We start from the raw sequence: 12,144 nt of genomic DNA, 5'->3' as shown, positions 1-12,144 counted from the left end.
AGTCAGTAGTCAGTAGTCAGTAGTCAGTAGTCATTAGTCAGTAGTCAGTAGTCAGTAGTCAGTAGTCAGTAGTCATTAGTCATTAGTCATTAGTCATTAGTCATTAGTCAACAGTTAACAGTCAACAGTTAACAGTCAACAGTCAACAGTTAACAGTCAACAGTCAACAGTCAACAGTCAACAGTCAACAGTCAACAGTCATTAGTCATTTAAAAACCCGACACTAACAACTTATTTAAAGTTATCAGTGTCGGGCACAATTTCAACAAATTACCAGCAAAAGTTTAGGACTTTTTGCCGAAAACTTGTTCTTTCAAGGCTTGAATTTCTTGAGCTAATTGTTGCCGATTGGACGATCGCAGCAAATAGCGGTAGACAAACCACACGGTGTATCCGATACCAATTAGCTCGAATGTGGGTGCTAGCAGGGGGATGTCGTTGAGTTCGTCTATTACGCCCAAAAGCACTTTCAAAGAGACAATCGAGGCTACAATTACACCGATAACAGTCAGGGGACTTTTGTACTGTTCGTAAAAGCTGCCGATGTAAGCGGGCAACTCGGACAAAATTGAGATAATTTGTTCTTTGATCTGCTGGCCCTGACTTGGCGGTTCTTCGGTAATTATGACTTTTGTTGTACCGCTGGAACTGTCTGCTTCATTTCCGGCAGGAATTTCGGTGATGATAACGGTTGTTTCTGGTTCGTTTGATGAAGTCATTTCTCCACTCGCAATAGTTTTTTGCTGGTTGGCGGCAGCTATTTCAACTGCTGCTGCGACTGTTTCAAGAGCCGGTATTTCGACTGCTGCAACCTCCCCGTCGGTTGGTTCAAGAGCCGACACTTCGCCTGTTTCTGAAGTCGGTATTTCGACTGCTGTAACTTCCACTGCTTGTTCGACAGTCGGCGTTTCGACTGTTTCGATCGCAAGTTTTTCCACTTCTGAAACCTCTGCTGCTGATGGTTCAACAACCGGGGTTTCGACTGTTTCAAGAGTCGGTGTTTCGACTTTTGAAACCTCCACTGCTGACTGTTCTGTAGCAGAACTTTCGGCGACTGTTTCTGCGTGTGGTTGTTCTGGGGTTGGAGTTTCGGCCGCCACACCAACACCAGGCAAATTCAAGTTGCTAATGGCATCAAGCAAGCGGGTTTTAGCCGTCCCCCGCTGGTGAAGGATTACCCAAGATTCTATCAGGTCGGGGCCGTGCATTGCACCTGTCAGAGCGGCTCTGAGCGATCGCATAATTAGCCCTTTGTTAAGATTTTTCTCTTTACTGAGCTTTTTAGTGATTTTCTGAGCTTCCGCTGATGTCAGGGATGAATGACTTTCCATCGCTTCTACAACTGCTTGTAAAGCCTGTGCAGCCCCTGGTTGCTGCAATTGTGCGAGTGCTTCTTCTTCGTATTCCACCGTGGTGGAGAAGAATAACTTGCACATATCCACAGCATCGGTTAAGCGAACGAGACTCGGGCCGATTAAAGCAGCTATTTGTTCGAGCCAGGGGCGGTCTGCCGCGGAGTCAAACTCATAACCGCCTTTCTGCCACCAATAAGGTATCAGCAAATCTGTCAATTGCGGCACTGGCATTTTGTGCAGGTATTGACTGTTAAGCCAATTGAGTTTATCCCAGTCAAATTTTGCACCGGCTTTGTTGACTCGATAGAATGTAAATAATTCTGCTGCTTCCGACAGTGTAAATATTTCCTGCGTTGAATCCGGCGGAGTCCAACCGAGCAAAGTCATGTAATTAACTAGAGCTTCGGGCAGGTAGCCCATATCTTTGAAGTCAGAAATCGAGGTTACGCCGTCGCGTTTAGAAAGCTTTTGTCCTTGGGTGTTTAAAATCAGCGGCGTGTGGGCAAATTCTGGGATTGTCGCGCCCAAAGCTTCGTAGAGCAATATTTGTTTCGGAGTATTGCCGATGTGATCTTCGCCACGGATGACGTGGGTGATGCCCATGTCGATGTCATCGACAACTACTGCGAGGTTGTAGAGGGGTTGACCGATGACGCCGCCGCTGGATGCACGGGCAATCACCATATCGCCGCCGAGGTCGCTACCTTTCCAGGTTACTGTGTCGCGTACCATGTCGTTCCAAGCGATCGTGCGATCGTCGTCGATGATAAACCGAATCACAGCTTGTCGCCCTTCGCCTTCAAAAGCTGCGCGCTGTTTGCTTGTCAAGTTGCGGTGCCGGTTGTCGTAGCGGGGGGCTTGTTTGTTGGCTTTTTGTGCTTCCCGCATTTCGTCGAGTTCTTCCGACGTGGTGTAGCAGCGGTAGGCGAGTCCTTTGTCTAGAAGGGTTTGGACTGCTTGGCGGTATATTTCCAGACGCTGTGACTGAAAACTCGGGCCTTCGTCCCAGTTCATACCCAGCCAGGTGAGGCCTTCGAGGATGTTATCGGTGTATTCACTTTTAGAACGTTCTACGTCTGTGTCTTCTACCCGCAGAATGAACTTGCCGCCTTGGTTGCGGGCAAACAGCCAATTAAATACGGCGGTTCTGGCGGTACCGATGTGTAGGTTTCCGGTGGGACTGGGGGCTAGACGGACTCTGACATTCATGTAGATTTTTGCTTTTAGATTGGGCGATTTGCTGGTTGGGCGAATAGCTGATGTTTAAGACTTCAAATTTTATTATATTTTGTTGCCGACTTAATAGTTGTGCTTGGCAGGTACTTTGCCTCGAATTGCTTGATATTCGACGATCGAGCGATCGGGCGTAAAGTCTCCGGCAAGGCAGGAGAGGGCATCTTGATGATAATAGCTTGCGGGTGGCCAAGACTGGATTGACCTTTGGGACTATTTTTCACACCACAAATAACTGCTTTAGGAGTACCGAAGGCGCACCTGATAACTATTTATCCTTGTAAAATGTTTGTGTGCGATCGACGACATTAAAATATATTTCCCTATGTCTGCTGCTAAAACCGAGTTTTCCGAATCTGTTGCGCCCTCACCCAAGTCTGTTGCGCCTGCTTGGCAGATTGAGTTACTGTACGACGGTGAATGTCCTCTGTGCGTGCGGGAGGTTAATTTCTTGAAAAAACGCGATGCGGGGCGAGGTTTAGTGTCGTTTGTGGATATCGCGGATGATGGCTACAACCCGGAGGCCCACGGCGGAATCGACTACGAAACGGCGATGGGTCGGATTCACGCGATATTACCCGACGGTACGACAGTTAAAAATGTAGAGGTTTTTCGCCGCACCTACGAGATTTTAGGTATGGGATGGATTTATGCAGTTACTAAGTTACCAGCGATCGGGGCGATCGCCAATTGGCTGTACGGAATTTGGGCCCACTGGCGGCTGAAGCTGACGGGAAGGCCGGATTTAGCAACTATTATGAGCGATCGAACTCAGCGGATCGAGTGCGAAAGTCAGGGCCGATGCCAACCCAACTCAAAATGAGTAATATTTGGTAAGTGCGATCGACCTATCAGAAGATGTCCGCAGAAACAGACTGCAACTAACATTAAAGATGGACTACTATTAAAGGTCAAAAAAAATGCAAGATGCAGGCTATACAGTCTTCATGGGCTTCGGTGGTCTCTGGATACTTATGGGAATTGTCGCTGTAATTTTCCTGTTCAAATCGGACGGTCAAAAACTTAGGTTTGGCAAATGGGGACTGCTAGTGGCGATTCCGATCCTCGTGCCCATCGTCCTAGTTCTGACATATCAGATAGCCCGACCCTTTATTTCCTCGCACCTTTGAGCGCTGCTGGGAGTCAATCGTCCAATCAATAGAAATTCAATTAATTTCAAACATCAGGCTGAACATCGATCCACAGTCGGGAATATTCTTCTCGCACAGAGCGATCGAGTTCCTGTGCTAATTCCGCAGGCAAACTCAGAGCTTTAATCAATTCTTGTACATCCGCCAAATCTTTCAATCGACCGCGACCGCTCAAACCTGATGACAACTTCAGTTCAATCAGTGTAACCAATCGAACGACTTTAATGCCGTCTTTTTCAACAGCTACGGCTGCCGGGTTAGGGAAACTAACTGATTTAGGTTTCCCATCTCCAGGGAACTCTCCGGTTGTGATAATCTCAACAGATACTCCTGTTTTCACATCCTTAAACATTTTGGTAGCACCAGCAAAGGCAGGCACAAATCCACGACCGAGCAAAATCGATCGAAAGGAATCTAGCCCTTGTGGTGTCAGTAACAAATCTACGTCTTGAGTAGTTCTGATATAGCCGTGAATCACAAGAGCCATACCACCAATTACTGCATAGTCAATGCCTGCTCTCGACAAACTTTGAGTAATGTTTTGGAGTGCTTCATACACCTTACCTTGCTGCATAAAAAAAAGTTCAACTTCCTGTAAAACAACGCTTGTCTCTAACATTTAGCAGATTCCTCCATTAAAATTAGTTAAATTTAGTTAAGTATTATTGGTCGTTGTCGGGCGATCGCAACTGCTCGCTTGCCCATTGACGCAAAGACCGAATTATGGCATTGTCATCTTGAGTTTCTGCCATCTGCAAGAATTGATTGAGCATTGCTACAGAAAGGATGGGAAATGTCGGACTGCGATCGCAGGTAATATATTCCCGATTTTGCAATTGATAAATTTGTACAGTTTGTCCCCGATACCGCCAAACTTCAGGGATTTCTAGCTGTGTGTAAACTACAAATCGATTAGAAGAAGGACTGGTAATATCAACTTCAATTACCAAGTCTGGGGGAGGAGCAGTTGAGATGTCAAGCCTTCTCCCTAGAATGCGATCGACATTTTGGATATAAAAACAGGAATCTGGTTCTGCACCTTGTTCTAAATCTTCACGGTTGAGAGTCGTCGAACCAAATCCCTTAATCTTCAAGTCCAACTCCTCAGTCAAAGCTGTAACAATCCGTTTGAGCCAACAGTTAATAGTTTCATGCAAGTCGGATGGCATGAGAATTTCTAAGACTCCTTGAGAGTATGAAAATCGCGAGGATCTCTTGTCTCCCGCTTCTGCTAATAAGCTTTCGTAAGTCTGCCAACTGATATTAGATAATACTACCCGTTGTGTAGTTTTTTCCGGTGAGGGCTTAATGGTTGTAACGGTCATATTTTCCCGCTCCTTAATCATGTCCTGCTATCTAAATAGCATAAGATTCGTAGTCAGGACTTTACTCCTTTTTTATCCGCAGGAGGACTGAAGTCCTGACTACAAACGAACTCAATTTAGAAAGAGATTTATGAAAGGTTTAAACTTTCTATTTACGAGAGAACGGGACAGACGGGGCTCGAACCCGCAACTTCCGCCGTGACAGGGCGGTGCTCTAACCAATTGAACTACTGTCCCTCGTTTTGCCGTTTTTTCAGGCACAATTTCTATTATGCCTATAACTTCACCTTTTGTCAAGAGGTTTTTTGAACTTTTATTTGGAAGCCCAAAATCTGAGTCTCTTGCAGGGGACTGAAGTTGTTGTCGCTCACCAAAATCAGACCTCTGCTAGCATCCGCTAGGGCGGGGCCAAATGTCAACCCCTCAATGTTGTCTAGGGGAATTTTCAGCGTTTCCAAATCCAGCAGGAGGCATTTTTGAGCGGGAGAAACCTCGCTGAGACGGCTTTTGAGGCTTTCGAGTGCTTCAATACGATCGCCCTTTTCCAGAGAAATCTCAAAAATTCTGATAGTTGTGCCGGTTTCCAGGGAGAAAGCCCGCTCTAAACTCAGTAACCGATTATCGTCGATCGCCAACAAATCCACTAAACCGTTGCTAGTTAATTTTCCCACAGGATTCGCACCAGCCGGTAGGGGTTCGGTGATGTAGAGAAACGATGCTTCTGGATTGCCGCTCACCGCATCGTAGCGCAAAATCCGGCACGGACTCCCGGTTTCCAGGGAAGCTACGGCGCCATCTTGAACCAAGGCGTTTTCGGTGGCGGTGAATAGGTATTTGCGATCGGGCGTTAAAGTTAAACTTTCAAAAGCGAGATTGTTGCGGATCCCTTTAGTGCCCTTGTCATCCGGCAAAAATAGTTCAGGAATTGCCAGCGTTTTCAGGAGTTTACCATCGAGGGAGAACTCTTTGATAAAAGGATTTATTTGGCGATCGACATCTCCCTCAGAAGAAACAAACACGCTATTGCCAGTAAAAGCTATCCCTTCCGGATCTAAACTTAATTCAGGAAAACCTTTGCCGTTTTCATCTAATAAAGTAGTGACACCAGTAAAAGTAATTTTCTCTTTTTCCAGTTTACCAGATTGCAAGTTGATTTTGAGAGTATAGAATCGCGCCGGAGCCTTGCTGCTGCGGTCATCCGACATGGCATAATAAACTTGTTTTTCGGCATCATAAGTAATGCTCGAAAGTCCGCCAATTTCCGTCCCCTGAAACGGAGAACCTGTAGGAAATATTGCTCTGCCGATAAAATCTATTTTCGTAACGGCGAAAGATTTTGCTGACTGGTTTACCCAAATAGCAACTGTTGCTGCCATCAAAAAACAGACAATAAATATAGTTGCTTTTCCTAGCTTTCGCATTTTACCAATAAATACATTATTACCTATCTTCCTCTTCCCTTTCTTCCTTCGCGCCCTTTGCGCCTTCGCGGTTCATTAAATCTAAAAATCACCCCTCATGATTCAGCAAAAAATTGGTCAACCAATCTTTAACTATGTATGTAGCACGACAGTCGTCCTCATTGTACCGGACGATCGCCTCCAAGAGCGATCGATCGCCAGTTTTGAGCCAATCGTCGTACCAGCAGACGCACTGAGCACCATTAGCCTTAGCATCTCGCCAGTCAAAACCCAGCCAGCGGGCAATTGGTTTGAGTGCGTAACTTTCCACCGGCATAATCGCTTTTTGTGTCACTTGTTTGTGAATATCTACAAACCGTTTCAGCACAGGTTTCCACAAATAAGCGGGAGTATTGTAAAGTTTAGCCAGTCGCTTAAAAGTCTTGACTTCGTAGTCGCAAAAGTGGAAAATCGGAGCTATAGGATAAGCCCACATTAATTCTAAAAATTGCTGCCAGATTGCACCTTCCTCTGCTGCTGATTCTGCCAAAAAACCGTGGAATTTTTCCGTATTGTTGTACCTGTCAACAACTAAGACTCCGTGGAGGTAATCTAAGTTTAACTCTGGTTCCGCTTCAATGTCAAAGTAGAGTTCGATTGGGGCGATCGGCAAAAAGACAGATTGGGAATAGGGAATTGGTTTCTTGCGGAGAATTGGCGCAGGTATAGAAGATGTCGCAGGTTTATTTTCTGTAGTTTTTCCCAGAACAAGATTAACTTTTGCTAAACTCTTCTCGGCAACTTCAGGTATGGTTATAAATTCATTAACTTCTGCCTCTTCCCTTATTCCTTCTTTCCTCACACCTAGATCCGTTAAATTTGTTAAATCCCGTACAGTGTTCGCTGTCGAAATTCTATCCGCTACATCCGTTACAAAATCCGTTGCCGAACTTCTATCCGTTACATCCGCTACATCCGTTACAAAATCCGTTGCCGAACTTCCTTCTTCCCGCAACAGCGGTTGATTTAGCAAGTGCGATCGAGCTTGCTGCACCACATCAAAAGCAACTCTGTCCGGGAATTCTGGATACTCAGCTAGCAGTTCGGAACTAGCATTAGCGAGAGCTTCTACATCAGTAATTTCGAGAGTTTTTAGCCTAGCATAGCGGCTGGCAGTAACTCCCGGCAATAAGGAAAGATGTTTAATAGATTCGGCTTCGGCGTGACAGATAGTATACCAACCGCAAAGATTGCACTTTTGCCTAGAAATGAACACCTCTGGTTTATCCCGATTTTCTATCATCTGAATGCAATCATCTAAAATCTCGAACATCTGAGGAGTTCGCTGGTCGAGATTCACCTGCCACCACCCTTTTTTTCGCAGCATCAGCCACGCAGTCTCTGGCATTGTTTCCTGCACCGAAGCTAAAACATGGGCGTGAAAAGCTGCGATAATTTGATACTCTTGTTTTGGTCGCTTGCTAAGCCAAATATCCGCAGTAATATAACTCCAATCGCCCAATTTTGATTGTCCCGGCTGTTTGATTAATAAATGGGGGCGGCTGATCAGGGTAATGTTTGAAGAGTGAAGATTGGAGGATGAAAGATGAACGGGAGTTTCGGGGATTTCGCCAAATTCTGGGAAATATTGACTGTCAATTCCTACCAGAGAAGTTGTTGCGCCGTTGGTTTTGCCGAATTCGCCCTGGATCAGAACTCCTCGGTAAATGCGATCGACCCCTTGCTGCATTAAACTCAATGTAGCGGCCGCGCCGGCTTCCCAATCCCCTCTAGGATAATATGGTTGTTGGTAAGTCTCGTGTTCCAAAGCTTGCTGCTGGTATGCGGCGCTGTCGCGCATCAGTTTCAGCAGAAAGTCGCTGGGGGGATCTAGTTGTTTCCAGTCTCCGCAGGTGTCTAAAAATGCTCGGAGATGGCATCGCTGATAGGAAAGTAGCAGTTTGTCAGTTATTAACATTTAGTATTCGCAAGGCATAGAATAATTAGAAGGAAAGCACGACACGGATTTTGAGACGGATACACGGATTGATTATTTAGCTTGAGGCAAAAGTCAAAGGATAGAAAGTTCACACCATCAGTTATTCAATATTAACGCTATCAATAATTCCCCAAAAAAAATGACAAAGGACAATCACCGGCAACAATTCCCTGCTTTGGCCAATAAAGCTTATTTTAACTACGGCGGACAAGGGCCGCTGCCTGAGCCTGCTTTAGAGGCGATTTATCAGGCTTACAAACGGGTGCAGCTTGGGGGGCCGTTTTCGGGGGAGGTGGGGGCTTGGGTGGTTCAGGAGGCGATGCTGACGCGACGTGCGATCGCATCTGAGTTGACGGTACCTCCTGAAACCATCGCCCTGACTGAAGATGTCACCGTCGGCTGCAATATTGCGCTGTGGGGCATTGACTGGAAAGCGGGCGACCATTTGCTGCTTTCTGACTGCGAGCACCACGGCATTGTAGCTAGTGTAATGGAACTTCAGCGCCGTTTCAACATTGAGGTTTCGATTTGTCCGTTGGCGGCTACTTTGAATGAGGGCGATGCGGTGGCGGTGATTGCTGATAATTTGCGGCCAAATACTCGCTTGTTGGTTATCAGTCACATTTTGTGGAATACTGGCCAAGTTTTGCCTCTGGCTGAGATTGTGAAAGTATGTCATCAAACAAAAGTCAAAGTATTAGTTGATGCGGCTCAATCTGTGGGGGTTTTGCCTTTGAATTTGATTGAATCTGGGGTTGATTTTTATGCTTTTACTGGTCACAAATGGTGGTGTGGCCCGGAAGGTTTGGGGGGACTTTATGTGAGCGCTGAAGCTTTGGCAGATTTGCATCCGGTGTTTATCGGTTGGCGGGGAATTGTGACGGATGCTAATGCTAAAGTTCTTGGCTGGAAGCCTGGATCGCAGCGCTATGAAATTGCGACTTCTGCTTATCCTTTGTATGCGGGTTTGCGGAGTGCGATCGCCCTGCAACATGAATGGGGTACGATCGAGGAAAGGTATGCAGAAATTTGCCGTTTGAGTAAGTATCTCTGGGAACGTTTGTCGGTACTTCCTGATGTGGAATGTTTGCGGACATCGGCGCCGGAAGCTGGTTTGGTTTCGTTTCGATTAACTAACGGGATGCCGCACAAGCAGCTAGTTGATTTGTTAGAGAAGCAGGGGAGTATGGTAAGGACAATTCTTAATCCTGATTGTGTGCGGGCTTGTGTTCACTATTTTACAACGGAGGCGGAGATTGATAAGTTAGTTGAGGGTATTTTGCGTCAAGTTAGTTAAAAATTCCTGATAAGAGTCGGCTGTTAAAACCGCCACCACACAAATCAAGATACTTGTGTTACAATAATCATCTTGATAAAAAAGGATATTTGCTAATCAAAGACGTGAAGATTATTTGGGATAAATCGCGGAGGAAAATCAACCATGAATTTAGAGCAAGCAGTTTTAGATAAGTGGCGGGAATTGCCACCAGAGAGGCAGCAAGAAGTTTTAGATTTTGCTGAGTTTCTTCAACAAAAAAGTATTGTCAAACGACCGCTAAAAAGTGTCAAAGGCTTGTGTGCTGACTTAAAAGTAGATATTACGGAAGAAGACATCGCCCAAGCCCGACAAGAAATGTGGGGAAATTTTCCCAGGGAGATTGTTTGATGCCCTCAGTCGTAGCAGATACCCATACCCTAATTTGGTACATTTTTGAACTACCAAGATTGTCGCCAGCAGCATTAATAGCATTAGAACAAGCGGTTAACGAGGGAAATTTTATCTACTTTTCCGCAATTTCAATTGTAGAAATTGCTTACTTGATTGAGCGAGGGCGTTTGGCAGGCGAAGTGCTGACACGAGTTTTAAATGCTGCGGACGATCCAAATGTGGGGATTTTGCTAGCACCTTTGGATCGCAATATCTCGGCAACTATTCAACAAATTGACAGGGCAACAGTTCCTGATAAGTAACCACACAAAATTAATTACATAAAGACTCCTTGCTAGGCAAGGGTTTCAGTAGAAATAGTGTGTAATTAATTAGGAACTACTACTTATGCCAGACAGGATTATTGCGGCTACTGCTTTATCTTTGAGTCTTCCGTTAGTTACTCGCGACGCAAAAATTCAAGCGTTAACCACTATTCAGACAATTTGGTGAGTATGAATCGAATAGTAGCGAAATATTTCTTGTGCCTTTTGAGAGAGAGCAGTAAATCAACCATTGGGATCGGGAAGTTTTCATTTGAGTAAAACTTTAGCATCAGCAGTTATTCATTTTCAGCAAGCCAGCGATTGATGTCTTCTCGGTTATGTTCGTAATAGTTCGCAACCCCTTGCAAATCCTGAAGGGTGAGTCCCGGATAATTATAGAGAAGTTCGGCTTCATTTGCGCCCTGTTGTTGGTAGGCGATAATCGTCCAGACGGGAATGCGGGTATGGCGAATTCGCGCTGCACCACCACAAATTCCTGGAGTTTTGTGAATGGGATGTTGAAGGGTTTGGACGAATTGCAGCGTTTGTGCTAGCAAGTCATCAGGCAGTGTTTCAATGGTTTGGAGAAGTTGTTCTTTGATGGTCATAATCGATATCGGGATGCAATAGCGGTTTACATATTGGCAGCTTCGATAATTCGCTCAGCAGCAATAGATGCGTCTATTTCCTGAAAATGGGCTGCATAAAAAGCGATAACATCGTTCACTTGAGCTTCACTTAAGTCATACTCAGCGGCAATTTGGTTGGGCGAAAAACCCCATTTTTGGGCTGCAATGACTACTGTTTGCACCCGCAAGCGAGTGCCACGCAAAACGGGAACGAGTTCGCCGCTAGCGCCGCGCACATAGGTGATTTCAGGAAAAGCGCGATCGTCTGATTTATCCAGCCCCGTGAACTTCATGCTTTTACAATAACAACGGCTCTATTTTAGCTTGTACCTCTTCAATTACATCTTGAGATACCGACTCAACAAATCGAATACCGCGAGCTTTCCAGTCTAAACACTTAATTTGTTCTGCAAGAATTACTCCCTGAACTTTTAATCCAGTGGGTAGGATAACTTCAAAAGGATACCCTTTTTGTTGTTTGGTAATCGGCATAAATAGAGCTAAGGAGCTTTTATCGTTGTAGGAACGAGGCGACAGCACAAAAGCAGGTCTAAGTCCCTTTTGCTCGTGTCCCTTAGTTGGGTCAAAGTCTAAATAAACGATATCGCCTAGACTCGGAATGTAGGGATTTGATTGTGTCACCAAACTTCCTTCCCCACAGCAATTCCAGTATCAATCTCAGTATGAACATTCTCTGGCGTCATTGCCTCTATCAGCTCATCAAGCGAATACCGCCGACGAAGGATAGGCTCGATTGTCAGCTTGCCATCTATCAAGACAAGCTTCACTTCGGAACCCTCAGCCAAGTTAATCTCTTTAGCTAAATTTTGTGGAATCCGAATAGCAAGACTGTTTCCCCATTTTGCGATCGTCGCAACCATAGCCTGAACGTCTAGTTAGTGATATCACTCTGAGGAATTTACCCTTTCTCAGAGAAAGTATATACAGAGTATCTACAGTGTAGCGACTAAGCGGATGTTTGACAAGCACAGAAAATTTGATAAAAAAGTCGATCGCCCCTTCTCTAAAAACAACAAAGGACGATCGACCTTTTCATCTAAATTAATCGAACTCACGC

Annotated in this window: 14 protein-coding genes, 1 tRNA gene and 1 pseudogene; 5 read left to right on the top strand and 11 right to left on the bottom strand. The window is 45.3% G+C overall.

Annotated features, from left to right (window positions below):
- Nucleotides 1–284: 284 nt before the first annotated feature.
- Both QUA16_RS06995 and gltX read right to left on the bottom strand, forming a co-directional pair.
- Nucleotides 285–719, bottom strand: a complete 435-nt coding sequence (locus QUA16_RS06995; protein WP_333102509.1) for a CAAD domain-containing protein — start codon at nucleotides 717–719, stop codon at nucleotides 285–287.
- A gap of 402 nt (nucleotides 720–1,121) precedes the next feature.
- Nucleotides 1,122–2,564: pseudogene (gene gltX, locus QUA16_RS06990) on the bottom strand (glutamate--tRNA ligase); the annotation flags it as partial.
- A gap of 349 nt (nucleotides 2,565–2,913) precedes the next feature.
- Between gltX and QUA16_RS06985 the strand changes: the two are divergent.
- Nucleotides 2,914–3,411: a DUF393 domain-containing protein gene (locus QUA16_RS06985; protein ID WP_333102477.1), complete on the top strand. Its 498-nt coding sequence runs from the start codon at nucleotides 2,914–2,916 to the stop codon at nucleotides 3,409–3,411.
- 97 nt (nucleotides 3,412–3,508) lie between these two features.
- Complete coding sequence (locus tag QUA16_RS06980; RefSeq protein WP_333095267.1) at nucleotides 3,509–3,718, top strand: hypothetical protein; 210 nt, start codon at nucleotides 3,509–3,511, stop codon at nucleotides 3,716–3,718.
- Nucleotides 3,719–3,764: 46 nt separating this feature from the next.
- On the opposite strand, the gene QUA16_RS06975 is transcribed toward QUA16_RS06980, so the two are convergent.
- The 5 genes from QUA16_RS06975 to QUA16_RS06955 all read right to left on the bottom strand — a co-directional run bounded on the left by QUA16_RS06975 (nucleotide 3,765) and on the right by QUA16_RS06955 (nucleotide 8,442).
- Complete coding sequence (locus tag QUA16_RS06975) at nucleotides 3,765–4,358, bottom strand: nucleotidyltransferase family protein (protein ID WP_333102478.1); 594 nt, start codon at nucleotides 4,356–4,358, stop codon at nucleotides 3,765–3,767.
- Between the two features lie 43 nt (nucleotides 4,359–4,401).
- Nucleotides 4,402–5,064, bottom strand: coding sequence for a Uma2 family endonuclease (locus QUA16_RS06970; protein ID WP_333102479.1), 663 nt, complete (start codon nucleotides 5,062–5,064; stop codon nucleotides 4,402–4,404).
- Nucleotides 5,065–5,227: 163 nt separating this feature from the next.
- A tRNA-Asp gene (locus tag QUA16_RS06965) sits at nucleotides 5,228–5,301 on the bottom strand.
- 56 nt (nucleotides 5,302–5,357) lie between these two features.
- Entirely contained in the window at nucleotides 5,358–6,440 is a 1,083-nt protein-coding gene (locus QUA16_RS06960; protein WP_333102480.1) for an esterase-like activity of phytase family protein, read from the bottom strand.
- A 133-nt stretch (nucleotides 6,441–6,573) separates the two neighbouring features.
- A complete protein-coding gene (locus tag QUA16_RS06955; RefSeq protein WP_333102481.1) occupies nucleotides 6,574–8,442 on the bottom strand; it encodes a TM0106 family RecB-like putative nuclease in 1,869 nt (622 codons plus the stop codon).
- Between the two features lie 160 nt (nucleotides 8,443–8,602).
- Here QUA16_RS06955 and QUA16_RS06950 point away from each other — a divergent pair, with 160 nt between their 5' ends.
- The 3 genes from QUA16_RS06950 to QUA16_RS06940 all read left to right on the top strand — a co-directional run bounded on the left by QUA16_RS06950 (nucleotide 8,603) and on the right by QUA16_RS06940 (nucleotide 10,434).
- A complete protein-coding gene (locus QUA16_RS06950) occupies nucleotides 8,603–9,760 on the top strand; it encodes an aminotransferase class V-fold PLP-dependent enzyme (protein ID WP_333102482.1) in 1,158 nt (385 codons plus the stop codon).
- A gap of 144 nt (nucleotides 9,761–9,904) precedes the next feature.
- Entirely contained in the window at nucleotides 9,905–10,129 is a 225-nt protein-coding gene (locus QUA16_RS06945; RefSeq protein ID WP_333102483.1) for a DUF2281 domain-containing protein, read from the top strand.
- Nucleotides 10,129–10,434: a VapC toxin family PIN domain ribonuclease gene (locus QUA16_RS06940; protein ID WP_333102484.1), complete on the top strand. Its 306-nt coding sequence runs from the start codon at nucleotides 10,129–10,131 to the stop codon at nucleotides 10,432–10,434. The genes QUA16_RS06945 and QUA16_RS06940 overlap by 1 nt, the downstream gene beginning before the upstream one ends.
- Nucleotides 10,435–10,733: 299 nt before the next feature.
- On the opposite strand, the gene QUA16_RS06935 is transcribed toward QUA16_RS06940, so the two are convergent.
- From QUA16_RS06935 to QUA16_RS06920, 4 genes are read right to left on the bottom strand one after another with little or no spacing between them, the layout of a single operon-like run.
- Nucleotides 10,734–11,045: a DUF433 domain-containing protein gene (locus QUA16_RS06935; RefSeq protein ID WP_333102485.1), complete on the bottom strand. Its 312-nt coding sequence runs from the start codon at nucleotides 11,043–11,045 to the stop codon at nucleotides 10,734–10,736.
- A 26-nt stretch (nucleotides 11,046–11,071) separates the two neighbouring features.
- On the bottom strand, nucleotides 11,072–11,359 hold the full coding sequence (locus QUA16_RS06930) for a DUF433 domain-containing protein (protein WP_333102486.1): 288 nt from the start codon (nucleotides 11,357–11,359) through the stop codon (nucleotides 11,072–11,074).
- Between the two features lie 4 nt (nucleotides 11,360–11,363).
- Nucleotides 11,364–11,708 (bottom strand): endoribonuclease MazF, encoded by a 345-nt coding sequence (gene mazF / locus QUA16_RS06925; protein ID WP_333102487.1) that lies wholly within the window; start codon nucleotides 11,706–11,708, stop codon nucleotides 11,364–11,366.
- Nucleotides 11,705–11,947 carry an AbrB/MazE/SpoVT family DNA-binding domain-containing protein gene (locus tag QUA16_RS06920; protein ID WP_333102488.1) on the bottom strand — a complete coding sequence of 81 codons (243 nt, stop codon included), beginning with the start codon at nucleotides 11,945–11,947 and terminating at the stop codon, nucleotides 11,705–11,707. The genes mazF and QUA16_RS06920 overlap by 4 nt, the downstream gene beginning before the upstream one ends.
- Nucleotides 11,948–12,144 lie beyond the last annotated feature (197 nt).

Origin of the sequence: Microcoleus sp. S13_C3 (assembly GCF_036700905.1) — a bacterium.
Taxonomy (GTDB): domain Bacteria; phylum Cyanobacteriota; class Cyanobacteriia; order Cyanobacteriales; family Microcoleaceae; genus Microcoleus.
This window is presented reverse-complemented; position numbering and strand designations above follow the sequence as displayed.

Excerpts from the sequence above, each read along its gene's own strand:
- QUA16_RS06995 (WP_333102509.1), bottom strand. The coding sequence starts at position 719 with ATGACTTCATCAAACGAACCAGAAACAACCGTTATCATCACCGAAATT.
- QUA16_RS06940 (WP_333102484.1), top strand. The coding sequence starts at position 10,129 with ATGCCCTCAGTCGTAGCAGATACCCATACCCTAATTTGGTACATTTTT.
- QUA16_RS06945 (WP_333102483.1), top strand. The coding sequence starts at position 9,905 with ATGAATTTAGAGCAAGCAGTTTTAGATAAGTGGCGGGAATTGCCACCA.
- QUA16_RS06930 (WP_333102486.1), bottom strand. The coding sequence starts at position 11,359 with ATGAAGTTCACGGGGCTGGATAAATCAGACGATCGCGCTTTTCCTGAA.
- QUA16_RS06975 (WP_333102478.1), bottom strand. The coding sequence starts at position 4,358 with ATGTTAGAGACAAGCGTTGTTTTACAGGAAGTTGAACTTTTTTTTATG.
- QUA16_RS06960 (WP_333102480.1), bottom strand. The coding sequence starts at position 6,440 with ATGGCAGCAACAGTTGCTATTTGGGTAAACCAGTCAGCAAAATCTTTC.
- QUA16_RS06955 (WP_333102481.1), bottom strand. The coding sequence starts at position 8,442 with ATGTTAATAACTGACAAACTGCTACTTTCCTATCAGCGATGCCATCTC.
- QUA16_RS06935 (WP_333102485.1), bottom strand. The coding sequence starts at position 11,045 with ATGACCATCAAAGAACAACTTCTCCAAACCATTGAAACACTGCCTGAT.
- QUA16_RS06920 (WP_333102488.1), bottom strand. The coding sequence starts at position 11,947 with ATGGTTGCGACGATCGCAAAATGGGGAAACAGTCTTGCTATTCGGATT.
- QUA16_RS06970 (WP_333102479.1), bottom strand. The coding sequence starts at position 5,064 with ATGACCGTTACAACCATTAAGCCCTCACCGGAAAAAACTACACAACGG.
- QUA16_RS06985 (WP_333102477.1), top strand. The coding sequence starts at position 2,914 with ATGTCTGCTGCTAAAACCGAGTTTTCCGAATCTGTTGCGCCCTCACCC.
- QUA16_RS06980 (WP_333095267.1), top strand. The coding sequence starts at position 3,509 with ATGCAAGATGCAGGCTATACAGTCTTCATGGGCTTCGGTGGTCTCTGG.
- QUA16_RS06950 (WP_333102482.1), top strand. The coding sequence starts at position 8,603 with ATGACAAAGGACAATCACCGGCAACAATTCCCTGCTTTGGCCAATAAA.